Here is a 24,387-nt window from a genome sequence, read left to right on the forward strand (position 1 = left end):
TGCCCGACCGCGGTCGGGCACGATTGGCCTCATGGCTGGTTTGAACGTGGAACTGTACGGCCCCGCAGACGGCGACCCCGTCCTCGCATTGCATGGTGTCACCGGCCACGGCAAGCGGTGGGCGGACCTCGCCGCAGCGCTGCCCGACGCCAAGATCATCGCCCCTGACCTGCTCGGACACGGATTCTCGACCTGGGAACCGCCGTGGTCCATCGACGCACACGTGGCTGCCCTGGCCGACGTGGTCGAGGCCCACGCGTCGTCCCCTGTGGTCCTGGTGGGTCATTCCTTCGGCGGAGCTCTTGCCCTACATCTGTCACGACTGGTCCCCGATCACATCCGGTCGCTGGTGTTGCTCGACCCGGCCATCGGCCTCGAACCCGCCCGGCTCATGGACATCGCCACCAGCTACATCACCCATCACGACTACCCAGATGAGGCAGCCGCACGTGCGGAGAAGCTGGGAGAGTCGTGGGCCGAACTACCTCCGGAACTGCTGGATCGAGAGGTCGCCGACCACCTGACCACAGCAGGTGACCGGATGAGCTGGCGCGTCCACCCGGGAACCGTGGTCACCACATGGAGCGAATTGGCCCGTCCCTTTGTGCTACCCCCACCACACATGCCGGTCGATCTGGTTCAGGCCCTACGCGTGCAACCGCCGTACGTCACCGCCGATCTACTCGAAGCGCTTGCGGCACAACAGGGAGACCTCTTCTCGCTGTACGAGGAGGACTGCGACCACATGGTTCCCTTCGCCCGCCCCGAACTGACCGCGCGCCTGGTCGCGGACGCCCTGGCGCGTGCACGAACCGAGAGCTGATGGCGAAGATCACCGACGATCAGGTCGAACGCGTACGGGAGATCGTGGCCTCGGTACCTGCCGGGAAGGTGACCACCTACGGTGACGTGGCAGCGGCCGCGGGTCTGTCGAGCCCCCGCATCGTCGGATGGATCATGCGAACCGACTCGGCTGATCTACCGTGGCACCGCGTGATCAGTGCCGCCGGGACGCCGGCTCCGCACCTGCGTGACCGCCAGCTCGAAAACCTTCGCGCCGAGGGTGTTCCGGTGTTCGACGGCAGAGTCGACATGAAGGTCGCCCGAGCCGACCTCGCCTGACCCTCCCCACCACAAATTCGCGCCACCTCGCGAGGTTCGCGCCGGTTGTAGCCGGCGCGAATGTCGGGAGGTGGCGCGAACTTTGTGGTTGGAAGGTGCTCAGAGACCGGCGGCGACCGCGGGGCGCACCGACCTCATCCGGCGCACGACCAGGTCGACGACACGCGGGTCGGTACCCAGAGGCTGAGCCACACCATCAGCGCCGGCGTCGTGGAGCCGATCGTGAAACAGCCCATGCGCCAACAGATATGAGGCGATGAACACCCGACGCCCGGTGCGAGCCCTGGTGTCGGCGACGACGTCCGCGATGCGCGGCTGGGCAGTGGCCACATACCCGACCGGCACCGGCTCACCGATCATCGTGCCCAGCAGGTTGGCGGCACGCCGGACCTGGCCGAGCGCGAACAGATCGGATGACCCCGCCGCGGCGAGAACAACGGAATCACCTCGGCGCCAACCACTTTCGGACAGACGCAACGCCAAGACCCGCGCCAGTTCGGGATCGGGACCCAGCGACCGCGAGACCGAGACGCCCTGATGGCCGCTGGCCTCGATGTGCTCGGGAAGATCTTTGCGAACGTGGTAGCCCGAGGCCAGGAACGCCGGGACGACCACCGCGGGCCCGTCGATCCCGCGCAGCACCTCTGACGGCGAAGGCCCGAGTACGTCGACGAACGCAACGCGCGTACTACCGATCTGGGCCGAGACCTTGTCCGCGAGGTCCGCGATCATCGATACGCCGTGTTCGGAGCGGGTCCCATGTGCGACCAGGATGGGTTGCGCGTCGATTCCCTTGATTCTCATGCGTTTTCCCCTTCCTCGTACTCGACGTCGACAGAGAGGCGGTAGCCACGTTTGACAACGGTCTGGATCATCCGGGGGTCACCGAGGCCCGCTCGCAGGCGTGCCATGGCGGTCTCCACCGCGTGGGTGTCGCCGCCGCCTCCGGGGAGTTCGGTGAGCAGCGCATGCCGTGACACCACCCTGCCGGGGCGGCGCGCCAGCGCTTTGAGCAAGGTCAGACCTGCCGGCGACAGCGGCCGGAGCTCGCCGTCGACCATCACCGAGCGGCTGCGGATCGACATGTCGTGACCGGCGACGCGCAGAGTCGGCACCCGGCGGGGCAACTCTTCGGCGATGTGACGGGCGAGAGCACCGAGGCGAAAGCGATTCGGCCGCGAGGTGGGCACCCGCAACGCCGCGAGCGGGCCGGCCGTGACCGACCCCACACACATGACGTGGACGTCGGTTCGCAGAGCGTCCAGAAGCGCGTCGAGCCGCCCCGTGTCCTGAGCCCGACCGAGCATCGATGCGACGGCCGGAGCGCTGGTGAACGACACCGCGTCCATCTCGCCACCCACGATGGCCGAGATCATCTGGTCCATCGCAGTAGTGTCCTGCGGCGGTAGCCATCGGTAGACCGGGATTGGCAGCACCTCTGCACCCGCCTCGCGCAACACCTCGCAGAAGTCGGGCAGTGGCTCCCACTCGGTGGTGGCGCCGTGCAGCTGCACGCCCACCCGGGTGCCTTCGACACCCTCGTCGAGCAGGTGCTCGAGAACTTCACTCGATGATTCGTTGGGTGGCGACCATTCCTCGCGCAACCCGGCGGCGCGGATCGCGCCCTTTGCTTTCGGCCCGCGCGCCAGCAGCCGGGTGGGTTCGAGGGCGGCGACCAATCGCTCCGCAACACCCCAGTCCTCGGCCGCCTCCATCCACCCGCGGAACCCGATACCGGTTGTGGCGACGACGATCTCCGGCGCGTTGACGATGATCTGGTCGGTGACCGACCGCAACTCTGCGTCGTCGGCCAGCGGGATGATCTCGATCGCCGGGGCGTGCTCCACCTGCGCGCCGCGTCGTTCCAGCAACGCGGCGAACTCGTTGGCCCGCCTGGCCGCGGTGATGCCGATCGTGAATCCGGTCAATGGACCGGATTCGCAGTCGGCGATTCGATCACCCGCTTTCACTAGACCTCCATGTCTCACGCGATCGGCGTTTGCACTCGATGGGGCCTGACCTGGACGAGACCGGCCTTGATCCGTACGTCGTACACCGGCAGGACAACGGATTCGTCGCTGAGGCAACGCCCGTCGACCAGCGAGAAAACCTGCTTGAGCAACGGTGAGGCCACGGTGGGCTCACCGGCGCGGTCCCCGACCAGGCCGCGAGACATCACCGCTGCACGTCCGAAGGGGTCGATGTTCCCCACGGCATGGAGGGTGTCGTCGGTGAGGCGGAACAAGGCCACCTGTTCGTCCCCGGGCAGGAGCACGGCCACTCCCCTCCCTGGTACGAGTTGGTCGAACGGGCACGCCGCAGTCCATGTGGCTGCGACTTCATCAACCCGAGTGTCATCAACGAGACTCATGGTCAGTTTCCTCCGTTCGCCGGCGGGCGTACGCCGGGCTGCGGTGTTCCCAAGAGTACCGGTACCTTGCGTCCGCTACCTTCCGAGAACTCGATGGTGGGGTCCGGCTGGGCGGGTGCGTTGACGAATGAGACGAACCGGGAGAGCTTCTCCTCGTCTTCGAGGACTCCGGACCATTCGTCCTTGTACCCGGCGACATGCAATTCCATCGCCGTTTCGAGTTCGGCTGCGATTCCCAGGCTGTCATCACACACGACGGCCTTGAGGTGATCGAGACCACCCTCGAGCGAATCGATCCACGGCGCCGTGCGCTGCAGCCGGTCCGCAGTGCGGATGTAGAACATCAGGAACCGGTCGATGTAGGCGACAAGCGTCCTGTCATCGATGCCGGAAGCCAAAAGCTGTGCGTGCGCGGGGCTTTGGCCACCGTTGCCGCCCACATACAGGTTCCACCCGTGTTCGGTGGCGATGACGCCCACGTCTTTACCGCGGGCTTCGGCACACTCTCGGGCACAACCGGACACCCCGAACTTGATCTTGTGGGGCGAACGCAGACCGCGGTAACGCTTTTCGAGGTCGACGGCCATGCCCACCGAATCCTGCACGCCGTAGCGGCACCAGCTCGTACCGACACAACTCTTCACCGTGCGCAGGCTCTTACCGTAGGCCTGCCCGGACTCCATGCCCGCGTCGACGAGCTTGCGCCAGATCAGCGGCAACTGCTCCACCCTGGCCCCGAACATGTCGATCCGCTGGCCGCCGGTGACCTTGATGTAGAGCCCGAACTCCTTGGCCACCTCGCCGATCACGATCAGCTGCTCCGCGGTGACCTCACCGCCGGGCATCCGTGGCACCACCGAATACGTGCCGTTCTTCTGCATGTTGGCCAAGAAGTGGTCGTTGGTGTCCTGCAGAGCGGCCTGCTCTCCCGACAGGATGTGGTCGCTCGAGGTGGAGGCGAGGATCGAGGCAACGGTCGGCTTGCAGATCTCGCATCCCCCGCCCTTGCCGTACCGTGCCACGAGGTCGGTGAAGGTCCGGATACCGGTCGCGCGGACGATCTCGAAGAGTTCACTGCGCGACTGGTGGAAGTGATCGCACAACGACTTCGACACCGCGACACCGGAATCGGCCAGCAAGCGATTGATCGATGGGATACAGCCACCGCAGGTGGTGCCCGCCTTGGTGCACGTCTTCACCGCGGTCACGTCCTGGGCGCCATGAGCGATCGCGCTGCAGATATCGCCTTTACTGACCCCGTTGCACGAGCAGATCTCGGCGGAATCCGGAAGGGCCGACAGACCCACACCTTCGCCGGCAGCCGGCGCGATCAGCGCTGCGGGATCGCCGGGCAACGGGCCACCGACCATTGGTTTGAGTAGCGCATACTGGCCGGCATCACCGACGAGCACCCCACCGAGGAGGGTCTTGGCATCATCGGAGACAACAACTTTGGCGTAGGTACCGGCAACGGGATCGTTGAAGACCACCTCGAGCGCACCTTCGGAGGCACCCATCGCGTCACCGAAACTCGCAACATCCACGCCGAGCGCCTTGAGCTTGGTGGACAGGTCCGCGCCCGGGAACTCGGATTTGCCACCCAGGAGCCGGTCGGCCACGACCTCGGCGGTGCTGTACCCCGGGGCGACCAGCCCGTAGCAGACACCGTTGACCGCGGCGACCTCGCCGATGGCGTAGATGTCGGGATCGGCCGTGCGACATCCGTCGTCCACCAGTACCCCGCCGCGCTCACCCACTTCGAGCCCCGCGTCGCGCGCAAGCTGGTCGCGGGGCCGGATGCCGGCCGAGAACACCAGCAGGGCAGCGTTGTCGATGCTGCTGCCGTCGGAAAGGGTGACGTGGAGGGTGTTGTCGCCGGCCGATTCGATGGCCGTGGTCCCGACACCGGTGTGCACACTCACCCCGAGTTCGGTGACGAGGCCCGCGAGCAGCGCGCCGCCACCTTCGTCCACCTGCAGCGGCATGAGCCGCGGCGCGAACTCCACCACATGTGGTTTGAGTCCGAGCAGCTTGAGTGCGTTGGCTGCCTCGAGCCCGAGCAGGCCGCCCCCGACAACCACCGCGTTGGCCCCTGCCGGCGCCGCATGTGCGGTGGCACGGATTTTGTCGAGGTCGTCGAGCGTGCGATAGACGAAACAATTCGGTGAATCGGCTCCCTGTACCGGCGGCACAAACGGATACGAACCGGTCGCGATCACCAGCGCGTCGAACACGATGCTCGAGTTGTCGTCGAGGACAGCCGTACGCGCGACCCGGTTGATGGAGGTGACCGACCGGCCCACCAGCAAGGTCACCAGCGGGTCGCCCGGGTAGGTGTTGCCCTCGAGCGCCAGCGCGTCGGGATCCCAACTGTTGACATAAGACGAGAGTCCTACGCGGTCGTAGGCAGGGCTGGGTTCGTCGCAGACGACGACCACACGCCACTGGTCGGTGACGTCACGTTCGCGGAGTTCCTGAACGAACCGATGGCCGACCATCCCATGGCCTACCACCACAACTGTTTTGCTGGGCACTGGTACCCCTCCTAGTACTTCTGTTGGTCTCTCAGGCATCGGCTGTTGCCAGCCATTCACAAAGTCCCTCGACGACGGATTCACAACTGCCGCAACCTGTTGTGGCCCTGGTGGCATCGGCCATCGCCATGGGGCTGCGCGCACCTTTGCGCCAGGCATCCGTCAGATTCTTCTTGGACACCGAGTTGCACCGGCAGATGATCGCGTCGCCCGGCATCTGGGCCGGACTCGCCGATTCGGTTGCGCCACCGATGAGGTGACCGAGCAGCAGGCGCATTCGATCGCTGGGCACCGGCGCGCCGGAGTCGAACAACTGCGTGATGGTGCCGACCACCTCGGGGTTGCCGAGCAGTACCGCGCCGACCAGACGGTCTTTGCGCACAACCACTTTCGCGTAACGCCCGCGATGAGGATCGGACAGGGTCAGCACCTCGGCCTCGAGGTCATTGGGATCGGTGTCCACTTCCCCCATCGACGCGAGATCCACGTCGTGTGCCTTCAGGCGCAGGATCTGCTGCGTCCCCTCATAGGCGGCCTGCTGGTCACCGAGCAGGTTCTGGGCCACCGTCTCGGCCATCTCCCAGCCCGGTTGCACCAGGCCGTAGACGATGTCGCGGTGCTGGGCGCATTCGCCGATCGCGTAGATCGACGGATCGTTTGTGCGCAGATGATCGTCGACCTTGATGCCGCGTTCGACAGCGAGGTCCGCAGCGGTGGCGAGCTCGACGTTCGGAGCGATGCCGGCGGTGACGATCACGAGGTCGGCGCCCAGGGTGGAGCCGTCGGTGAGCACCACTTCCCGGCCTGTTCCCGGCTCGTCCCGGACCGCGGTGACCCGGCTGCCGAGCACCACGTCCATCCCGATCTCCCGCAGCACACGGGTCAGCACTGCGCCGCCGGCGGCGTCCATCTGCTTCTCCATCGGGAAGCTCCGTGGATGGACAACCGTCACCTGGGCCCCGCGCAGCAGCGCGCCGCGCGCGGCTTCGAGTCCGAGAAGGCCGCCACCGACAACAACCACGCGTGTTCCCTCGCGAAGGGAGGACACGATCGATTCGCAGTCGGCCAGGTTACGGAACGCGATCACACCTTCCATCGGGCGACCCGATTCCGCGAGCGCACCGTCGATCGGCGGGATGAAAGCACGGCTGCCGGTGGCAAAGACCAGACTGTCGTAGCCGTGCACCGTGCCGTCGTCGCAGTGCACGGTCTTGGCGTCGCGGTCCACACGCTCGACCCGAACACCGGTGTGCGTCTGCAGGTTCCGTTCGGAATACCAGTTGTCCGCGCGAAGCCTGGTGTCGGCGGGTGTGATCCGGCCGGCCACCACGTTCGACATCAGGATGCGGTTGTACGCCGACCCGGGCTCGTCACCGATGACCACGCTGGTGACGCGCTCACCCGCGGGATCCCGCCGGTGCAGTTCTTCCTGCAGTCGGGCGCCGGCCATCCCGTTTCCGATGATCACCACACGCCTGGTCATGACACCTCTCCAACGATTGGTCGCGCTCCGCTGCGCTGCGTCTCCACGACTGACCGAGCCGGCAACTCCAACGGCTCCAACCGCACCGCGCACGCCTTGAACTCGGGCATGCGGCTGGTGGGGTCCAACTCGGGATTGGTGAGCAGGTTGGCCCGCTGGTCGCCCGCGTAGTGGAAGGGCAGGAACACCGTGTCCGGTCGCAGAGACTCGACGCAGCGTGCCGCAGCGGTCATCGTCCCCCGCCGTGAGGTCACACGCACCTGCTGACCGTCAGCGACCCCGAGGCGTTCTGCGGTGTCGGTGTTCACCTCGACGAACATCGGACCGGCTGCATCGGCGAGGTCTTTGACGTACCGGGTCTGCGCGCCGGACTGGTAGTGCGTCAGCACCCGGCCCGTGGTGCACACCAACGGGTAATGCGCGTTCACAGGTTCCGTCGGTCCGCGGTAGTCGACCGCGACGAACTTCGCGCGGCCGTCGTCGGTGGCGAACCGGTCAAGGAAGATCCTCGGGGTGCCGGGATGGCCGATCGTGGGACACGGCCAGTGGAGCGCCTCGTCGTCGTCGAGTCGTTCGTAGGTGATCCCGGTGTAGTCGGCCGCGCCACCCGCCGATGCCGCGCGCAGTTCGTCGAACACCTCGCGAGGGTCGGTCTTGAAGCGGTGTGCCGGCTGACCGAGGCGGACCGCGAGTTCGGAGAGGACCTCGAGCTCGCTGCGGGGGCCGTCGGGAACGGGAACCGCTTGGCGACGGCGAAGGACCCGGCCCTCCAGGGAGGTCATGGTGCCCTCTTCTTCTGCCCACTGCAGAACCGGCAGCACCACGTCGGCCAATTGCGCTGTCTCCGACAGCAAGAAGTCGTTGACAACCAGCATCTCCAGCGATTCGAGTCGCTCGACCACGTGCCCCGCCCGCGGCGCGGAGACGGCCAGGTTCGCGCCGTGCACCATCAGCATCTTGGGTCCGCCGGGCTGTCCGAGTGATTCGAGCAATTCGTAGGCACTCTTGCCCGGGCCGGGCAGATCGTTCGGGTCGATGCCCCACACCTCGGCCACATGCGCGCGGGCGGCGGGATCGGTGATCTTGCGGTAGCCCGGCAGTTGATCGGCCTTCTGGCCGTGTTCGCGGCCACCCTGCCCGTTCCCCTGACCCGTGATGCAGCCGTATCCGCTGCCCTCACGACCGCACAGGCCCAGGGCCAGGGACAGGCCGATGACGGCACTGACCGTGTCTGTACCGCTCGAATGTTGTTCGGCGCCACGAGCTGTCAGCACATACGCACCTTTGCCCGTCGCGCGGGCGCCGGCGAGCATCGCAACCGTGCGACGCAACGCACTCACCGGGACCCCGGTGACACGCTCGGTACGTTCGGGCCACCATTGGGCAGCCGCCCGCCAGAAGTCGTCGAAGCCGTTGGTCCGGTCGGCGACGTAGTCGAGATCGGCATAACCCTCGGTGACCGCGATGTGCGCGAGCCCCAGTGCCAGAGGCAGATCCGTGCCCGGCGACAGTTGCAGATGTACACCGCCGTCGGCGACCGCCCGCTCCACCGTGGCGGTCCGGCGTGGGTCTGCGACCACCAGCCCGCCGGCTCGTGCGGCTGTCATCAGATGACCGACCATCGGCGGCATGGTCTCGGCGACGTTGCCGCCGAGGATGACGATGCACTCTGCCGAACCGAGATCGGCGAGTGGGAAGGGCAATCCACGATCCAGGCCGAACGACTTGATGCCCGCGGCCGCGGCCGAACTCATGCAGAAGCGGCCGTTGTAGTCAATGTTCGACGTACCCAGTGCCACCCGGGCGAACTTGCCCAGCTGGTAAGCCTTTTCGTTGGTCAATCCACCGCCGCCGAAGATCCCGACCGCGTCAGCGCCGTACTCGCTGCGGGCCCGGGCGAATCCGGACGCGACGACGTCGAGCGCGTCCTCCCACGTAGTGGGCGTCAAAACACCGTTGCGCCGCACCAACGGAGCGGTCAGGCGGTTGGGGTTGCGCAGCACATCGGCAGCGGTCCAACCCTTCTGGCACAGACCGCCCCGATTGGTGGGGAACTGCCGCGGCGTGACCACGGCATCGGCGGCTCCGTTGCCGCTGATGTTCATCGCACACTGCAGACCGCAATACGGGCAGTGTGTGGCGGTCCCGACCGACCCCGCGGCGAACTCGCCGGCGGAGCGGTTGCCCGGCTCGCCGAGGGGCAGATCGATGGACACGGCTTCAGCAGTCATGATCAGGCGGTGACCGGTGTGGTGGTGGACGAGTCCTCGAGCGCGCGGGTCGTGTCGGTCGATTCGATCGACCGGCGGACGTAGAACCAATAGGTGATGCCGGCGGCCACCACATAGAAGGCCAGGAAGATCCAGAATGCCTGCGTGGCAGACTGATTCGACTTGTAGCTGTCTCGCAGAACCAGGTTGATGGCCACGCCGCCGAGTCCACCGAACGCTCCGGCGATACCGATCAGGGCTCCGGACATCGACCGCGACCAGTTGGCCTTGCCGAGCGGATTGAGCGCAGGGTTGACCTTTGCTTTGTGTTCCCAGATCGCCGGGATGATCTTGTACACCGAACCGTTGGCGATACCCGAGATGACGAAGAGCAACACGAAGCCGATGACAAAGGCGGTGAGGGTGCCACCGGTGATCTTCTTGTCGTTGGCATCGGACAGGGCACTGGCAGCCACGAGGATGGACGACGCGGCCACCATCGAGATGAAGCAGTACATCGTGATCTTGCCGCCACCGATCTTGTCGGCGAGCTTGCCACCGTAAGGCCGGCTGATCGACCCGAGAAGTGGTCCGATCCAGGCGATCTGGGCTGCGGCGAGGGCCGGCTTGGTGGCGCCGTTGGCGGTGAACGAGATGTTGAGCACCTGACTGAAGGCGAATCCGAATCCGATGAACGAACCGAATGTTCCGACGTAGAGCAGCGAGATGATCCACGTGTCCTTGTACTTCAGCGTCTCGAGCATCGCCTTGCCGCTCGAGGTCTGGTGGTCGAGGTTGTCCATGTAGAGCGCTGCACCCACACTGGCGACCGCGAGCAGCACCAGGTAGATGGCGCAGAGGATCTCGGGCTTGTCCGAGGCCACCCAGATCACGAACAGACCGACCAACTGGATCGCGGGGACACCGATGTTGCCACCACCGGCGTTGAGGCCTAAGGCCCAGCCCTTGAGCCGCTGCGGGTAGAAGGCGTTGATGTTGGTCATCGAGGAGGCGAAGTTTCCGCCACCGAAGCCGGTGAGTGCGGCGACGAAGAGGAACCATCCGAACCCGAAGTCACCGGGGTTCAACACCAGCATCAACGTCAGACCCGTGGGGATCATCAGGACAACCGCGGAGAAGATCGCCCAGTTGCGGCCGCCGAAGATGGCGGTTGCCTGGGTGTAGGGAATCCGCAGACACGAACCGACAAATGTGGCGGTGGCGCCGATGACGAACTTCTGGTCGAGGCTGATGCCGTATTCCGGTCCGAGGAGCAGCGCGAGAGCCGAGAACATGGACCAGATCGAGAATCCGACGTGTTCGCAGATCACGGACCAGATCAGATTGCGCTTGGCGATGGCAGCGTTGCCGTTGTCCCAAGCCTCTACATCCTCTGGATCCCAGTCGGTGATGTAGTGCTTTCGTTTGGTGCCAGTAACGGTCACTAGGCCCTCCTCAGGGGTCCGGCGCGAATTGGCGGGTGCCTGAGGAGAACGGTAGGAAACGGGTGTTGCCGCAATTTTGCATTCAGTGACCGAACAATCACAGTGTTCTCACTCCGGTCCGTCACCGAACGTGAGAAGGCCGGAACACAAAAACCCGCCAACTGGTGGGCCGAACTGAGTATCCCCAGCTCAGAGGGCGCTGTCAGACGAGAAAGCGCACCATGTCGGCTACGCGCTGCAGGCCGGGAAGGGCTCCAGCGGTGGATCGCGGATGTAACGCGTGCACCGCAAGACGAAACATCACGGCCCGCAACATCATCTGCGGCCACTCGGGCAGGTCTTCCCAGCGGTCCACGAGACCATCGTCTGCGCCGCCCCAGGCGAGCGCATCGACCACCACGACGGCGGCCGCCCACGCTGCAGGTCGCCAATACGGCGTGATGTCCGTGATCCCGGGGGCCGCGGCGCCGGCGAACAGAACCGTGCCGAACAGGTCACCGTGGACCAGCTGGGACGGCGACGACACCTTGGTGCGCAGCTTTGCAAGCGTGTGCAGGATCTCCAGACTGGTGACCCCGTCGGGTGACGTGGGGTCGCCCATGCCCGCGGCCTTTGCCGAACGCAACGGCACATCGTCCCAGGCCGCGCGGTCGGCGGCGGTGAACACGTCGACGTCGTTGTACGGCGGTGCGGGAGGCTGCATCAGGAATCTCGGCCGTTCGAGCTCGGCGGTCGCCTCGTGCAGCCGGTCGGCCAGCGAGACTACTTCGTCGTAACGCGGTTCCGGAGTTCCGGCGATGTAGGTGTCCGCTCGCCAGCCCGACACCACGTACCGGCCGTCGGACGATCGCACAGGGCGCGCGATGCGGACGCCTTCGACATATAGGGTTTCTCTGACCTTGGCCGACCAGGCAGCCCGGGCGTGGTCGGGAACCAGCGACAACACCGTCTCGCCGATCCGCCAGCCACCTTCCCAGCCCTCACCGAGAGCCACGACGGGATGTTGCGTCAGCCCGAAGGTCTGCAGCACATGCTCCGGAGGCTCGACGGAGGTCAAGTCAGAAGTCACCCGTCAAACGTTACCGGCGTGACCGCGAGATTCAGAGCAGGCAGCGCAGGTGTCGCCGCACCAGCGCCCGTACCTGCCACAGGTGGCAGATACGGTCAGTAGACCGGCAACGCCGGATCGACCTGCTTGGCCCACGCGGTGATCCCTCCCTGCAGATGGGTGGCGTCGGAGAAACCGGCCTTCTTGACCGCGGCCAGCGCCTCTGCGGACCGGATCCCGGTCTTGCAATAGAGCACCGCCGGCCGGTCCTGTGGCAGCTGGGCCAACCCCTCGCCTGACTCGATGTCGCCCTTGGGGATCAGGGTGGCGCCGTCGATCCGGACGATGTCCCACTCCACCGGCTCACGTACGTCGATCAGGGCGATCTTCTCGCCGGAGTCCAGCCGCTGCTTGAGTTCGACGGCGGTCAGCGTCGAGTCGGCCGCAGCCGAGACACCCTCATCCGACACGACGCCGCAAAATGCGTCGTAATCGATCAGTTCGGTGATCTTCGGCGCCTCCGGATCCTTGCGGAGCTTGATGGTGCGGTACCGCATGTCCAGCGCGTCGTACACCATCAGTCGGCCGAGCAGCGTCTCGCCGATACCGGTGATGAGCTTGATCGCCTCGGTTCCCATGATCGACCCGATCGATGCGCACAGGATTCCGAGCACGCCGCCCTCGGCGCACGACGGCACCATCCCGGGCGGCGGGGCCTCGGGATAGAGATCGCGGTAGTTGAGACCGAGTCCGTCCGGCGCATCTTCCCAGAACACCGAGGCCTGGCCCTCGAACCGGTAGATCGAACCCCACACATACGGTTTGCCCGCGAGGACAGCCGCATCGTTGACCAGGTAGCGCGTCGCGAAGTTGTCGGTGCCGTCCACGATCAGGTCATAGGCGCTGAACAGTTCGATCGCGTTGTCGTTGTCCAGTCGCACCTTGTGGGTGTTCACCGTGACGAGCGGATTGATCTCGAGGATGGAGTCGCGCGCGGAATCGGCTTTCGGCCGGCCGACATCGGCCTGCCCGTGGATCACCTGACGCTGGAGATTCGATTCGTCAACCTCGTCGAACTCGACGATGCCGATCGTTCCGACCCCGGCTGCCGCGAGGTAGAGCAACGCCGGGGAACCGAGTCCACCCGCGCCGATCACCAGCACCTTGGCGTTCTTCAGACGCTTCTGCCCGTCGACACCGAGGTCGGGGATGATCAGGTGCCTGCTGTATCTGGCGACCTCGTCGCGGGTCAGTTCGGCAGCGGGTTCGACCAGTGGCGGCAACGTTGACATCTCGGGCTCCTCACGAAGTGCGCGTGACGGTGATGGTCGTCGGTCCGGCCACCCCACGTAGGTGCAACGAGCATTTGCCCGGGAAGATTCCGGCAGCCCCGGCCTGTGCGGTGGCCGAGCTCAGCGTTCCGGGAAAGGCCAGGGGTTGGGGTTGCAGACGTAGTCGCGGTTGGCCTTCATGTCCGGATCGAGCGCCATGATCTCGCTGTTCGCGGTGCCGAACGTCTGCTGCATCATGATCGGCGCCAGGGACCCGTTCATCTTGCAGGGCTCATGCGCCTCGAACCCGATCGCATGCCCGATCTCGTGATTGATCAGATATTGCCGATAGCCGAGATCGTCTCCCTGATACGACGTCGCGCCGCGGACCCATCGCGCCTCGTTGAGCGTGACCCGGGATTCCGGCGGGTAGTAGCAGGAGGTCTCGAGCTTGATCTCGTATCCGCACAGCTGCCGCGTGGTGTCGGGGGACGTGAGCGTCACCCGGAAATCGGGCTCGCCGTTGTCGATCCGACGGAATGACACGGTGCCGTCGCCGATCCAGCTCTTCGGGTTGGCGAGTGTTGTGTCGATCAATTTGGCGAACGTGGGGTCCCCGCCGAAGTCGCCCGACGCCAGGCCGTTCTCGACCTCGACGGTGTAGGTGTACTCCTGTCCCCCGGTGCCCACGCGAGTCGTGGTCCCGGGCACCACGTGATAACCGGCCGCGCCTTTCTCTGTGAAAGGACCGCCTGCGGGCAGGACACCGGCAGGCAGTTGCTCTAGCGGCACAGACTTCGGGGGTGCACCGATGGCGGTGGTCTGATCCCGCACGTTGGTGTTGCGAACGGCATCGGGATCGGAGTCGACAACCCGGTCGGAGCCACCGTCCTGGTGGGATTGGACGGTGAGGACGATCATCACGATCGTCAGCACGACGAGGACGGGGATGGCGTACGCCCGCCAACCGTAGGTGGTGACGAATCGACCCACCGCCGATTGCTTCTTACGGTCCTTCGCGCGGTCCGCACGCGGTCTGCCCGGTTCGTCGATGGGATCCCAGCGGGCACGTAACGGCTGGTCAGGGGCGGGCCGACCGGAGACGGGACGGTGTACGTCGGTCTGCTGGTTCGCGAGGTGGGCGTCGGCCTCTGCCGCACGCCTGGCGGCGCGGCGCGCCCGATCGACGGTCCTGCTGGTCTGATCGGGGTCGGCACTTCGCCGCTTCCGCTCCGCGCCGGCGGTACGACGGGTCCGTTCGGAGTCGGCGGTCTCGCGCGGTGTACGCCGCGTTTCCGTCGGTCCCGAGCCGCCAGCACCAGTCACCGTTAAACCTTCTCACAGGCATCCGCGATTCATCTGTAGGCAACCACCGGTGGCGCACATCCCGGGCGGATATACCCTCGAACCATGACTGAATCGGCTGCCGCAGGCACCGGAACGAACTCGACCACCGCCGGCGGCGGACGTCGGAGCGTCCGGATGCCGCGCAGCGCGCGGCGACTACAACTGTTGGACGCCGCCAGCGAGATCTTCGTCGAGCGCGGCTACCACTCGGCAGGGATGGACGAGATCGCCGTACACGCCGGGGTCAGCAAACCTGTTCTCTATCAACACTTTCCGAGCAAGCTCGACCTGTACCTCGCGGTCCTCGACTCCCACGCCGAGTCGATGGTGAACCGGGTCACCGGGGCCCTGCTCAGCTCCACCGACAACCGTCATCGGGTGCGTGCCGCTGTGCAGGCGTTCTTCGATTTCATCGACGAGGACAGCCAGGGATACCGGCTCATCTTCCGTTCGGACGCCCTCGATCCGGCCGCGATCAGGCGTGTCGAAGGCGCAACCGAAGCGTGCGTCGACGCCGTCTACGGACTGGTGATGCACGACTCGGGGCTCGATCCGCACCGGTCGAGGATGCTGGCAGCCGGGCTGGTGGGGGCCAGCCAGGTCAACGCCCGGCACTGGCTGGACGCCAAGCGCCCGGTGACCAAGGAAGAGGCCGTGGACATCACGGTGACCATGCTCTGGGGCGGACTGTCCCGAGTGCCGCTTCAGCAGTCCTCCGGCATCCTCGAGAATTAGCCCGGCCCGTCGGCCGAGCGTCAGATGGCGCCGAAACCGACCTTGCGCGCATCGGAGATGCCGACCTCGACGTAGGCGATCTTGGTGACAGGAATCAGGAAACGTGCGCCCTTGTCGTCCTGCAGACGCAGCAGCTGGTCGCCGCCGGCCAGCGCGGACTCCACCGCAGCATGGGCGTCATCACTGCTCTGATCGGTGTGCACCACGATCTCGCGTGCACTGTCGGTGATCCCGATCTTCACATCAACGGCCACAGAATCCTCCACAGGTCTTCACGATTGGATCTCACAGGTCGAGCTCGGTGAACAGGTCCCGACTCTCGTTCCAAGGCTAGTCGCACTCACGAGTGCCGACGACGCCAGCCCGGACGCGGCGGCTCAGCCCAGGCCCATGTCGGCCATCCGGCGAGCGTGCCGCTCCTGGATGGAATCGAAGAACGTCACGATCCGGTTCAGATCGGACTGGACCGAGAACAGCAGCTCGGTCAATTCCTCCTGGCCGGCGAGCACGTACTGCGTCTGGGTGATCGCCTCCCCGAGAAGCCGGCGCCCCCAGAGGGTGAGGGGCGAATTCAGATCGGGGTCTGCGGCGACCGCGTCACGGACGGCGGTGGCGGCGAAGTCCGAATGCCCGGTCTCCGACATCACCTTGCGGACCACGGCCTCGGCCTCAGGCGGAAGGGTGCCCGCGATCTCGAGATAGAAATCCGCGGCCAGACCATCGCCGACGTAGGCCTTGACCAGCGACTCCTGCCAACTGCTCGGCACAGTCGACGCGTGGTAGCGCTCGAGTACGGCCTCGTACTTCTCGATCGCGTCGTACACGTCCACCCCGCGCGCACGCAGTTCGTCCTGCAGGATCTCGAAGTGGGCCATCTCCGCGGCGGCCATGCTGGCCATCGCCACGCGTCCCCGGATTCCCGGGGCCATCGCGGCCTCGGAGGTCAGGCGGTAGAACGCGGCCAGTTCACCGCACGCCAGAACCCCGAAGAGTTCGGTGATTCCAGGGTGATCGAAGGGAACCGAGGTGGCGACATCCGACACCGGCGGTTCGGTTTGTGAACCAGACGACATGGTCTCCAGTGTAGTCAGCAGCTCACCGTCCGCGGCGACTCAGCACGCGGGCAAAGCTGGACGGACATCCGGCGGCTCGCCGACTCGATGTTGGCAATATGCCGAGGACACGTACACTGCGAGGAGTAAGCCAAGCGCCTTAGCTGGCTCACACGGACATTGTGCGCGCACCGACGGCAGCCCGATTGAATTAAATCGGCCCGATTCGCCCGATACCGGTCATGCGAGTCCTCGACAGATCGAGGATCCAGACCCGGCCTGTTGGTTGATTCTTGCAGTGCGCGCGGGACAGCACTTTGCGGAAGGCAATCAACTGAACACCGACAATCACACCTCAGATACGAACACCGAGACCGCAGTCTCCCTGGACGACGTCGTCGAGGCCGAAGAGCACGTCATCGTCGCCGAGGACCACGTCTCCCCCACCTTCGCCGAGCTCGGCGTCCGGCAGGAGATCGTCAACGCCCTCGCCGCCGACGGCATCACGAACACCTTCGCGATCCAGGAGCTCACGCTTCCCCTGGCCATGGCGGGCGATGACCTCATCGGCCAGGCACGGACCGGCATGGGCAAGACCCTCGGCTTCGGCGTCCCCCTGTTGCAGCGGGTGTCGCAGGCCACCGCGGAAGCCGGCGAGCCCGGCATCCGCAAGCTCGACGGCACTCCCCGCGCGCTGATCATCGTGCCCACGCGCGAGCTGTGCATCCAGGTGACCGACGACCTCGAGGTCGCGGCCAAGGGCCTGCACGTCGACACCGCGGACGGGCAGAACCGGCCCATCCGCCTGCTCTCGATCTTCGGCGGCCGGCCGTTCGAGCACCAGATCAGCGAGCTGAAGATCGGCATCGACGTCGTGGTGGGCACTCCCGGGCGTCTGCTCGACCTCGCCCGCCAGGGCCACTTGATCCTGGGCAAGGTGCAGGTCCTGGTTCTCGACGAGGCCGACGAGATGCTCGACCTGGGATTCCTTCCCGACATCGAACGAATCATGAGCTCGCTGCCGGATGCCCGTCAGACCATGCTCTTCTCGGCCACGATGCCCGGACCGATCGTGACCCTGGCCCGCACATTCTTGACCAAGCCGACGCACATCCGCGCCGAGCACGCCAACGATTCGGCGATCCACGAGCGCACCACCCAGTACGTGTACCGCGCGCACGCCCTCGACAAGGCCGAGCTCGTGGCCCGCATCCTTCAGGCCGAGGGTCGCGGCGCCACAATGGTTTTCACCCGGACCAAGCGCACAGCCCAGAAGGTCGCCGACGACCTCGCCGAGCGCGGGTTCGCCGTCGGTGCCGTTCACGGAGACCTGGGACAGGTCGCGCGCGAGAAGGCCCTGACGGCCTTCCGCGAAGGGCGCATCAACGTACTCGTGGCCACCGATGTCGCCGCCCGAGGAATCGACATCGACGACGTCACCCACGTCATCAACTACCAGTGCCCCGACGACGAGAAGACCTACGTGCACCGCATCGGCCGCACGGGGCGCGCCGGACGGACCGGTATCGCCGTGACGCTGGTCGACTGGGACGAGTTGCACCGCTGGGAGATGATCAGCAAGGCGCTCGACCTGGCAAAGGACGAGCCCGCCGAAACCTATTCCAGCTCACCGCATCTGCGTTCCGACCTCAACATCCCGGAGACGGCCAACGGCCGGATCGGATCGGGCGGCGCGGCGCGCGAAGACCGCAAAGAACGTGAACCCCGCTCGGGTGGTCGTTCGTCGGGGTCGGGTCGCCGGGAATCGGGAAGCCGAGAATCGACAGGCCGCGAATCCGGCCAGCGCGAGGGTGGCCAGCGCCCGTCTCGTCAGCGTCGTCGCACCCGCGGCGGCACACCAGGCGAAGGCGCCGGTGTGTCCGGTGAAGCGCCCACCACCACCGAGTCCGCGAGCACCGGTTCGGCCGCCTCGACCGCGCCGTCGGAGACTTCCGGACCGGGCACCGAGGGCGGCAGCGACCGTCCGCGGCGTCGTCGACGTCGACGTGGCGGGCAGACCTCGGGCGGCGCCGAAGGCAACGGTGAGACCGTGAGCAACACCTCGGAGTAACTGACGGTGCCAAAGCCTGAGCGGCGGACACGGGTCGATCTCGCGGTGGCCGCGGTCATCGTTGTGGTGATCGTCGTTGCAGGCGTTGCCATCTGGTCCACCAGTGCCGTGCGCGGGACCAGCTCGGACCCCACTCAGAACTCGGCACCCCTTCCGACCTCGGCATCGTCGGTACCGTCGGGCCTCACCGAGGCCTGGCGCGCTGCCAGCAACGCGACCACAGTGCCCGTGGTGATCGGCCCGGTGGTGGTCACCGGCGACGGCGGGGCCGTCATCGGACACGACCCGTCGACGGGTCGTCAACTCTGGTCCTATCGCCGCGACCTGCCGCTGTGCGGGGTTGCCGGCTGGCCCGGGTCGGGACGCGATTACGTCATCGCGGTCTATCGCAATGCCCGGGGCTGCAGCGAGGTGACAGCTCTCTACTCCGCGACCGGGCAACGCGCGGCGTCCCGTAGTAGCGACGCCGACAGCACTCTCGACTTCAGCGTCGAGAAGGACTACTTCCTGGCACAGGGCGACACCCGGTTGGAGACGTGGCGCAGCGATCTGGTGCGCACCATCGAATACGGTCGCGTGGACGCACCCGTGAACCCAGGCGCACAACCGCGGTCGGGCTGCGAGTTGCTCTCCAGCGCAATCGGTTCCGGTCGGGTGGCAGTCGTCGAGCGGTGCGGGATCGAACCCGGGTACCGATTGACGGTTCTCGGTGCGACGCTGGACAAAGACGAGAAGCTGGACGAGCAGGGGTCGACGCTGATCACGGCCGATCTGGGTTCACCACCCCGCGTGGTGGCGGTCGGTGCGAACGGCGTGGCCGTCTACGTCTCGTCGCCGAGCCCCATGCTCGAGTCCTACGCACTCGACGGCACCCTGCGCGGCCGCACCACCCTGCTGGGTCGTGCGGTGGGTGTCGAGAGCAAGCCGGTCAGCAGCGGCGGGCTCATCACCTTCTGGACCGGCGAGGCCACTGTGGTCCTGGACGCGAGCACGCTGCAGGCCCGATTCCAGGTGCCGGCGACGTTGGGACCCGGCGTGGTGATGGCAGGTTCTCTGCTGCTGCCCAGTGCGTCGGGCATCAGCGAACACAACATCGTCGACGGCCGGCCGGTACGGTCGATCCCGGTGCAGCGCAGCGGCTACGGCGGCGGCATCATCACACTCGGTCTGATCGGCGACAACCTCGTCCAGCAATGGGGATCGACCATCTCGGTACTGAAACCCTCCGCGGCCTAGGTGTAATGACCAGGGACGTTGTGAACGGTGTGGCACCAGTAAATAGGTGAGGACCTCCGGTATCGGTGTGGTTACCACAACTACAGCGACTACCAAGAGGTCCTCATGTCCCACGCTAATGCCTTGCTCGCTCCGAAGGGCAGATTGAAACTCGCAACAACTATCGTCGTAGACGGTTGGACGATCCGGCGAGCTGCCGAACGGTTTCAGTGCTCGCCCACCACCGCCAAGAAGTGGGCCGATCGGTACCGGGTCGGTGGCGAGAAGGCGATGGTCGACCGCTCCAGCCGCCCGCACCACAGCCCTGGACGTACCCCGAGCAAGACTGAACGGCGAATCATCAACCTGCGCTTCACACGCCGCTGGGGACCGCACCGCATCGCCTACCACCTGCACCTGCCCCGCAGCACCGTCGGCGCGGTCCTACGACGCTTCACGATGCCCTTGTTGCGGAATCTGGACCAGAACACCGGCCTGGCGGTCCGCCGACCGACACCGCGCCGATACGAGCACGACGCCCCGGGCGACCTGATCCACGTCGACATCAAAAAGCTGGGCAAGATTCCCCACGGCGGCGGACACCGCAAACTCGGACGCCAAGAAGGCAAGCGCAACAACAAACGACAGGGCCTGGGCTACGCATTCATCCACCACGCCGTCGACGACCACTCCCGGCTGGCCTACTCAGAGATCCTCGGCGACGAAAAGAAGGAGACCGCCTCAGCGTTTTGGATCCGCGCCAACGCCTACTTCAACCTTCACAACATCACCGTCAAACGAGTACTCACCGACAACGGATCCTGTTACCGCTCAACGCTATTCGCTCAAGCACTCGGCGAGACCATCAAGCACAAACGGACCCGCCCATACCGGCCGCAAACCAACGGTAAGGTTGAACGATTCAACCGAACACTCAACCAAGAATGGGCCTACGCCCACACCTACCTCTCCGACGAAGCCCGCGCCGCGACCTACCAACACTGGGTCCATGAATACAATCACCACAGACCACACACAGGCATCGACGGCAAATCACCCATCGACCGCATCACTGTGCACAACGTCCCCGGGAAGAACACCTAGGCCGAGTGGCGATCACTCCGCGTCGATCGTCACCAGGTCGGCTCCCACCTGCCAGTGCTTCCACAGGTTCTCCGCGAGTTCCCGGTAGGCCTCCGACCCCTTGTTCTTGCGACCCCCGAGCACACTGACCCCGGTCGCGGACGCCTCGGCAAAGCGCACCGTGCGCGGGATCGCGGGCGCCAGCACGGGGAGGTCGTACCGGTCGGAGACATCGGCGAGCACATCGCGACTGTGGGTGGTGCGGGCGTCGTACAGGGTCGGCAACGCGCCGAGCAGCGCCAGATCAGGGTTCGTGATCTGCTGGATCTCGGTGACCGTGCGCAGCAGCTGGCCGACACCCCGATGCGCAAGCGTCTCGCACTGCAGGGGCACGATCACCTCGTCTGCCGCGGTGAGTCCGTTCAAGGTGAGCACGCCAAGGGACGGCGGGCAGTCGATGATGATCACGTCGTAGTCAGCAGCCACCTTTGCCAGCACCCGTTTGAGCGCGTACTCGCGCCCCGGCCGCATCAGCAACAGGGCCTCGGCGCCGGCGAGATCGATGGTTGCAGGTAGCAACGTCATCTTGTCTTCGGTGTCGAGCAGTACGTCGGCGATCTCCGCTTCGCCGAGCAGCACGTCGTGCACCGAGACGGGCAACTTGTCAGGGTCGTGACCCAACGAAAAGGTAAGGCTGCCTTGAGGATCGAGGTCCACGACCAAGACCGACACATCCATCCCCGCCAGCGCCGCCCCCAGCGAGATCACGGTTGTCGTCTTGGCGACGCCACCCTTTGATTCGCCACGGCAAGTACCTTGCTCATTGCTTGACTCCCTCCGGCCACGCATTTGGAAGAGCTGATCGAGCTTCGCCCTGCTCTGTCTCCGACAGCGCCTACAATTACATGTTCTGTCCGCCGGTCAGGAACAGAAGATGGCTTGCGGTGCCGTCGCAGCCTGTGTTCCCTTGACCCTATGCGCCCACCGAGCAATTTGTCCGAAGAGAACGCTGCAGTTTCGGCAATCCATCGTCTCATCCTCATCCGGCACGGTGAGACGGAGTGGTCGAAGGTGGGAAAGCACACCGGGTCGAGCGATATCGCTCTGACAGAGCTCGGTGAACAGCAGGCGGAGAGCCTGCGGGCGCCACTCGATGAGCTGCTCCTGACCGATCCACTGGTGCTGTCGTCGCCGAGGCTGCGCGCCCGCCACACCGCCGAACTGGCCGGATTGACCATCACCCGTACGGGCGAGGAGTTCGCCGAGTGGGACTACGGCCGATACGAAGGTCTCACCACACCGGAGATCCGCGAGACCGACCCGGGTTGGACGGTGTGGAATCGCGGCGGACCCGATGGTGAGTCACCGCAGCAGATGAGTGACCGTATGGACGGTGTGATCGCCGATCTCGTGCAGTACCTGCGTGATCGATCGGTGGTGGTCATCGGCCACGGACACTTCTCGCGGTCGCTGCTCGCACGGTGGATCGGCGCGCCGGTCCGATTCGGCGCTCATTTTGCGATGCTGCCCGCCTCGCTGGCGGTTCTCGGCTTCGACGGCGAGACCCATCAGATCCAGTCGCTCGGGATCACCGGCTATCGCAGCGCAGATTACGTGGATGCGGGCCGCCCGGCCCATGTGCGAACCGTCACGTGACCGGTCCGGGCGTGTCCTGACCAACAGCCACCCCGATATCAGACCATGGGTCGGCCCGAGCGCGGCGCCGCTACCGGCGGCGCTTCTTCTTGCGTGACGGCGCGCGTTTTGGTGCTGACTCCTTGTCTGCCACAGCATCTTCCGCGCCGTCGTCCGGACCGTCGATTGCATATGCGGCAGCGAACCACGTCATCGAGGACGGACTGAAGAGGAACACCAGTGCCGCCACCAGTGCGATCAGGATCGGCGTACCGAGAACCGGCAGGTCACTGTCAGTGATCAGCGCAAAGGCGAACGGCAGCAGCAGGACCTGGGCGATGACCGCGATCGCCCTCCCCCATCGCCGACCCATCAGCAGCGCGAGCCCGCCCGCGAAGATGCCGCCGCCGAGGATCGCGAACCACGCTGCGGTGCCGTACCCACTGATCGCCTCCTCTTCGTGGCCCATCAGGCCGCGGACAACGGCGACAATCGCATAGACGATGAAGGCGGCGCCCTCGAGCGCCACGATGGCGCCTGCCCGGCGAACGTTGATCGGAGGAGTTGATTCCGGCACCGGACCAGCCTAGTGGTCCGCGATCGGCCGGACGGTGGAGGATCGCGTCGGCGGTGGATCCCCACATCCCGCTAGGCTCACTTCTCGTGCGCGCGATGCTGATCGTCAACCCCTTCGCCACCTCGACCACCGAGGCGGGGCGGGATGCGCTGGTGGGCACCCTGACTGCGTCACTGCGCCGGCCCGGGGACCACCGGACCCCATTTGTCGAGATCACCGTCGAACACACCACCCACCGTGGACACGCCGGCGAACTGGCGTCGAAGGCTCGGCTCGAGGGTTACGACGTCGTTGTGGTCCACGGCGGCGACGGCAGCGTGAACGAGGTGGTCAACGGCGTCATCGACCCGCCCGGATCAGCTCGGTCGAGCGGCCTGCCCTCACCTGCCGTGGCGGTGGTGCCGGGAGGCAGCGCAAACGTTTTCGCCAGGGCGTTGGGTATCGATCCCGATCCGCTCAAGGCCACCGGCCAGCTCGTGGATCTGCTCGCCGGCGGGGCGCGGCGCCGAGTCAGTCTCGGGCACACCGATGACCGCTGGTTTCTGTTCAACGCGGGCCTGGGTCTCGACGCCCAGGTGGTGAAGTCGATTGACGAACAGCGTGTGGCCGGTCACCGGGCCTCCGCCACGAGATATCTGTGGACCGCAGTACGCACCTTCATCGGGACCGCGGGCCAACAGCCGACGCTGACCGTCACCCTTCCCGATGCCGAACCTGTAGACGGCGTCCACTATCTGTTCGTCTCCAACTCCCGGCCCTGGACCTATTTGGGCGCGCGGCCCATCGAGACCAATCCGGACACCAGCTTCGATGGACAGCTGGGCGTGTTCGCGTCGAGATCGATGAGTCCGCTGCGCAACCTGCCGCTCGCCCGCCAGCTGCTCTCGCGCACGGCGCAGCCGAGCGCACGCCACCTGCTCAGAGCCGACGACGTCCCGTCCGTGGTGGTCAGCAGTACCGCACCGATAGACATGCAGATGGACGGCGAATACCTCGGGACGCGCACCGCCTTGACGTTCGGCTGCAGGCCCGGCGCGTTGGAAGTGGTCGCTCCGCCCGAGTGATGTGCCTCTCGTCCGCGCGCTAGCTGATCGTTGGACATCTGTAAAGAGTCCGAGGTCACACCGTGTTTGCCTGGTAAATCACAGGCAAAACCGTCTGCACAGTAGTACAACGGGAGGTGGACCA

The 24,387-nt window shown here is 65.9% G+C and carries 21 protein-coding genes and 1 pseudogene; 8 read left to right on the forward strand and 14 right to left on the reverse strand.

Annotation, left to right across the window (positions count from 1 at the left end; all coding sequences use genetic code 11):
- The first annotated feature begins 31 nt into the window (after nt 1–31).
- Both MVA47_RS21610 and MVA47_RS21615 read left to right on the forward strand, forming a co-directional pair.
- Nucleotides 32–823: an alpha/beta fold hydrolase gene (locus MVA47_RS21610; protein ID WP_247209829.1), complete on the forward strand. Its 792-nt coding sequence runs from the start codon at nt 32–34 to the stop codon at nt 821–823.
- On the forward strand, nt 823–1,122 hold the full coding sequence (locus MVA47_RS21615; RefSeq protein ID WP_247209830.1) for an MGMT family protein: 300 nt from the start codon (nt 823–825) through the stop codon (nt 1,120–1,122). The genes MVA47_RS21610 and MVA47_RS21615 overlap by 1 nt, the downstream gene beginning before the upstream one ends.
- Before the next feature lie 99 nt (nt 1,123–1,221).
- On the opposite strand, the gene MVA47_RS21620 is transcribed toward MVA47_RS21615, so the two are convergent.
- The 10 genes from MVA47_RS21620 to MVA47_RS21665 form a co-directional block, all read right to left on the reverse strand.
- Nucleotides 1,222–1,926 (reverse strand): sirohydrochlorin chelatase, encoded by a 705-nt coding sequence (locus MVA47_RS21620; RefSeq protein WP_247209831.1) that lies wholly within the window; start codon nt 1,924–1,926, stop codon nt 1,222–1,224.
- The gene (locus MVA47_RS21625; RefSeq protein WP_247209832.1) at nt 1,923–3,092 is read right to left on the reverse strand and encodes a uroporphyrinogen-III synthase; all 1,170 of its coding nucleotides are present in this window, start codon (nt 3,090–3,092) and stop codon (nt 1,923–1,925) included. The genes MVA47_RS21620 and MVA47_RS21625 overlap by 4 nt, the downstream gene beginning before the upstream one ends.
- Nucleotides 3,093–3,106: 14 nt before the next feature.
- Nucleotides 3,107–3,493, reverse strand: a complete 387-nt coding sequence (gene nirD / locus MVA47_RS21630) for a nitrite reductase small subunit NirD (protein WP_023958872.1) — start codon at nt 3,491–3,493, stop codon at nt 3,107–3,109.
- 2 nt (nt 3,494–3,495) lie between these two features.
- Complete coding sequence (gene nirB / locus MVA47_RS21635) at nt 3,496–6,066, reverse strand: nitrite reductase large subunit NirB (RefSeq protein WP_247209833.1); 2,571 nt, start codon at nt 6,064–6,066, stop codon at nt 3,496–3,498.
- Nucleotides 6,059–7,510, reverse strand: a complete 1,452-nt coding sequence (locus MVA47_RS21640; RefSeq protein WP_247209834.1) for an FAD-dependent oxidoreductase — start codon at nt 7,508–7,510, stop codon at nt 6,059–6,061. Before MVA47_RS21640 ends, nirB begins: the two co-directional genes overlap by 8 nt.
- Entirely contained in the window at nt 7,507–9,741 is a 2,235-nt protein-coding gene (locus MVA47_RS21645; RefSeq protein ID WP_281504843.1) for a molybdopterin oxidoreductase family protein, read from the reverse strand. Before MVA47_RS21645 ends, MVA47_RS21640 begins: the two co-directional genes overlap by 4 nt.
- 2 nt (nt 9,742–9,743) lie before the next feature.
- On the reverse strand, nt 9,744–11,165 hold the full coding sequence (locus MVA47_RS21650) for a NarK/NasA family nitrate transporter (RefSeq protein WP_247209835.1): 1,422 nt from the start codon (nt 11,163–11,165) through the stop codon (nt 9,744–9,746).
- Between the two features lie 202 nt (nt 11,166–11,367).
- On the reverse strand, nt 11,368–12,222 hold the full coding sequence (locus MVA47_RS21655) for a TIGR02569 family protein (RefSeq protein WP_030164497.1): 855 nt from the start codon (nt 12,220–12,222) through the stop codon (nt 11,368–11,370).
- A 107-nt stretch (nt 12,223–12,329) separates the two neighbouring features.
- Nucleotides 12,330–13,505, reverse strand: a complete 1,176-nt coding sequence (gene moeZ, locus MVA47_RS21660) for an adenylyltransferase/sulfurtransferase MoeZ (protein ID WP_247209836.1) — start codon at nt 13,503–13,505, stop codon at nt 12,330–12,332.
- Between the two features lie 120 nt (nt 13,506–13,625).
- Nucleotides 13,626–14,810 carry a DUF3152 domain-containing protein gene (locus MVA47_RS21665; protein ID WP_247209837.1) on the reverse strand — a complete coding sequence of 395 codons (1,185 nt, stop codon included), beginning with the start codon at nt 14,808–14,810 and terminating at the stop codon, nt 13,626–13,628.
- 84 nt (nt 14,811–14,894) lie between these two features.
- Between MVA47_RS21665 and MVA47_RS21670 the strand changes: the two genes are divergently transcribed.
- Nucleotides 14,895–15,566: a TetR/AcrR family transcriptional regulator gene (locus tag MVA47_RS21670; protein WP_374474292.1), complete on the forward strand. Its 672-nt coding sequence runs from the start codon at nt 14,895–14,897 to the stop codon at nt 15,564–15,566.
- 20 nt (nt 15,567–15,586) lie between these two features.
- Here MVA47_RS21670 and MVA47_RS21675 read toward each other — a convergent pair whose 3' ends face one another.
- Entirely contained in the window at nt 15,587–15,820 is a 234-nt protein-coding gene (locus tag MVA47_RS21675) for a DUF3107 domain-containing protein (protein ID WP_030164509.1), read from the reverse strand.
- Between the two features lie 123 nt (nt 15,821–15,943).
- Entirely contained in the window at nt 15,944–16,639 is a 696-nt protein-coding gene (locus MVA47_RS21680) for a ferritin-like fold-containing protein (protein WP_247209838.1), read from the reverse strand.
- 364 nt (nt 16,640–17,003) lie between these two features.
- Here MVA47_RS21680 and MVA47_RS21685 point away from each other — a divergent pair, with 364 nt between their 5' ends.
- From MVA47_RS21685 to MVA47_RS21695, 3 genes are all read left to right on the forward strand, one after another.
- Nucleotides 17,004–18,689 carry a DEAD/DEAH box helicase gene (locus tag MVA47_RS21685; protein WP_247211004.1) on the forward strand — a complete coding sequence of 562 codons (1,686 nt, stop codon included), beginning with the start codon at nt 17,004–17,006 and terminating at the stop codon, nt 18,687–18,689.
- A gap of 6 nt (nt 18,690–18,695) precedes the next feature.
- Nucleotides 18,696–19,925, forward strand: coding sequence for a hypothetical protein (locus tag MVA47_RS21690; RefSeq protein WP_308280584.1), 1,230 nt, complete (start codon nt 18,696–18,698; stop codon nt 19,923–19,925).
- Nucleotides 19,926–20,030: 105 nt separating this feature from the next.
- Nucleotides 20,031–21,008: an IS481 family transposase gene (locus tag MVA47_RS21695; protein ID WP_247206913.1), complete on the forward strand. Its 978-nt coding sequence runs from the start codon at nt 20,031–20,033 to the stop codon at nt 21,006–21,008.
- Nucleotides 21,009–21,020: 12 nt separating this feature from the next.
- On the opposite strand, the pseudogene MVA47_RS21700 reads toward MVA47_RS21695, so the two are convergent.
- Nucleotides 21,021–21,811: pseudogene (locus MVA47_RS21700) on the reverse strand (ParA family protein).
- 151 nt (nt 21,812–21,962) lie between these two features.
- Here MVA47_RS21700 and MVA47_RS21705 point away from each other — a divergent pair.
- A complete protein-coding gene (locus MVA47_RS21705; RefSeq protein ID WP_247209839.1) occupies nt 21,963–22,643 on the forward strand; it encodes an acid phosphatase in 681 nt (226 codons plus the stop codon).
- 70 nt (nt 22,644–22,713) lie between these two features.
- On the opposite strand, the gene MVA47_RS21710 is transcribed toward MVA47_RS21705, so the two are convergent.
- Nucleotides 22,714–23,199 carry a hypothetical protein gene (locus tag MVA47_RS21710; RefSeq protein ID WP_247209840.1) on the reverse strand — a complete coding sequence of 162 codons (486 nt, stop codon included), beginning with the start codon at nt 23,197–23,199 and terminating at the stop codon, nt 22,714–22,716.
- 86 nt (nt 23,200–23,285) lie between these two features.
- Here MVA47_RS21710 and MVA47_RS21715 point away from each other — a divergent pair, with 86 nt between their 5' ends.
- The gene (locus tag MVA47_RS21715) at nt 23,286–24,263 is read left to right on the forward strand and encodes a diacylglycerol kinase family protein (protein ID WP_247209841.1); all 978 of its coding nucleotides are present in this window, start codon (nt 23,286–23,288) and stop codon (nt 24,261–24,263) included.
- Nucleotides 24,264–24,387 lie beyond the last annotated feature (124 nt).

Origin of the sequence: Williamsia sp. DF01-3 (assembly GCF_023051145.1) — a bacterium.
Lineage (GTDB): Bacteria > Actinomycetota > Actinomycetes > Mycobacteriales > Mycobacteriaceae > Williamsia.

Bases quoted from the DNA above. Each gene is read 5' to 3' on its own strand.
- MVA47_RS21680 (WP_247209838.1), bottom strand. From the start codon at position 16,639: ATGTCGTCTGGTTCACAAACCGAACCGCCGGTGTCGGATGTCGCCACC.
- MVA47_RS21615 (WP_247209830.1), top strand. From the start codon at position 823: ATGGCGAAGATCACCGACGATCAGGTCGAACGCGTACGGGAGATCGTG.
- MVA47_RS21695 (WP_247206913.1), top strand. From the start codon at position 20,031: ATGTCCCACGCTAATGCCTTGCTCGCTCCGAAGGGCAGATTGAAACTC.
- MVA47_RS21620 (WP_247209831.1), bottom strand. From the start codon at position 1,926: ATGAGAATCAAGGGAATCGACGCGCAACCCATCCTGGTCGCACATGGG.
- MVA47_RS21610 (WP_247209829.1), top strand. From the start codon at position 32: ATGGCTGGTTTGAACGTGGAACTGTACGGCCCCGCAGACGGCGACCCC.
- MVA47_RS21705 (WP_247209839.1), top strand. From the start codon at position 21,963: ATGCGCCCACCGAGCAATTTGTCCGAAGAGAACGCTGCAGTTTCGGCA.
- moeZ (WP_247209836.1), bottom strand. From the start codon at position 13,505: ATGTCAACGTTGCCGCCACTGGTCGAACCCGCTGCCGAACTGACCCGC.
- nirD (WP_023958872.1), bottom strand. From the start codon at position 3,493: ATGAGTCTCGTTGATGACACTCGGGTTGATGAAGTCGCAGCCACATGG.
- MVA47_RS21670 (WP_374474292.1), top strand. From the start codon at position 14,895: ATGACTGAATCGGCTGCCGCAGGCACCGGAACGAACTCGACCACCGCC.
- MVA47_RS21645 (WP_281504843.1), bottom strand. From the start codon at position 9,741: ATGACTGCTGAAGCCGTGTCCATCGATCTGCCCCTCGGCGAGCCGGGC.
- nirB (WP_247209833.1), bottom strand. From the start codon at position 6,066: ATGCCTGAGAGACCAACAGAAGTACTAGGAGGGGTACCAGTGCCCAGC.
- MVA47_RS21640 (WP_247209834.1), bottom strand. From the start codon at position 7,510: ATGACCAGGCGTGTGGTGATCATCGGAAACGGGATGGCCGGCGCCCGA.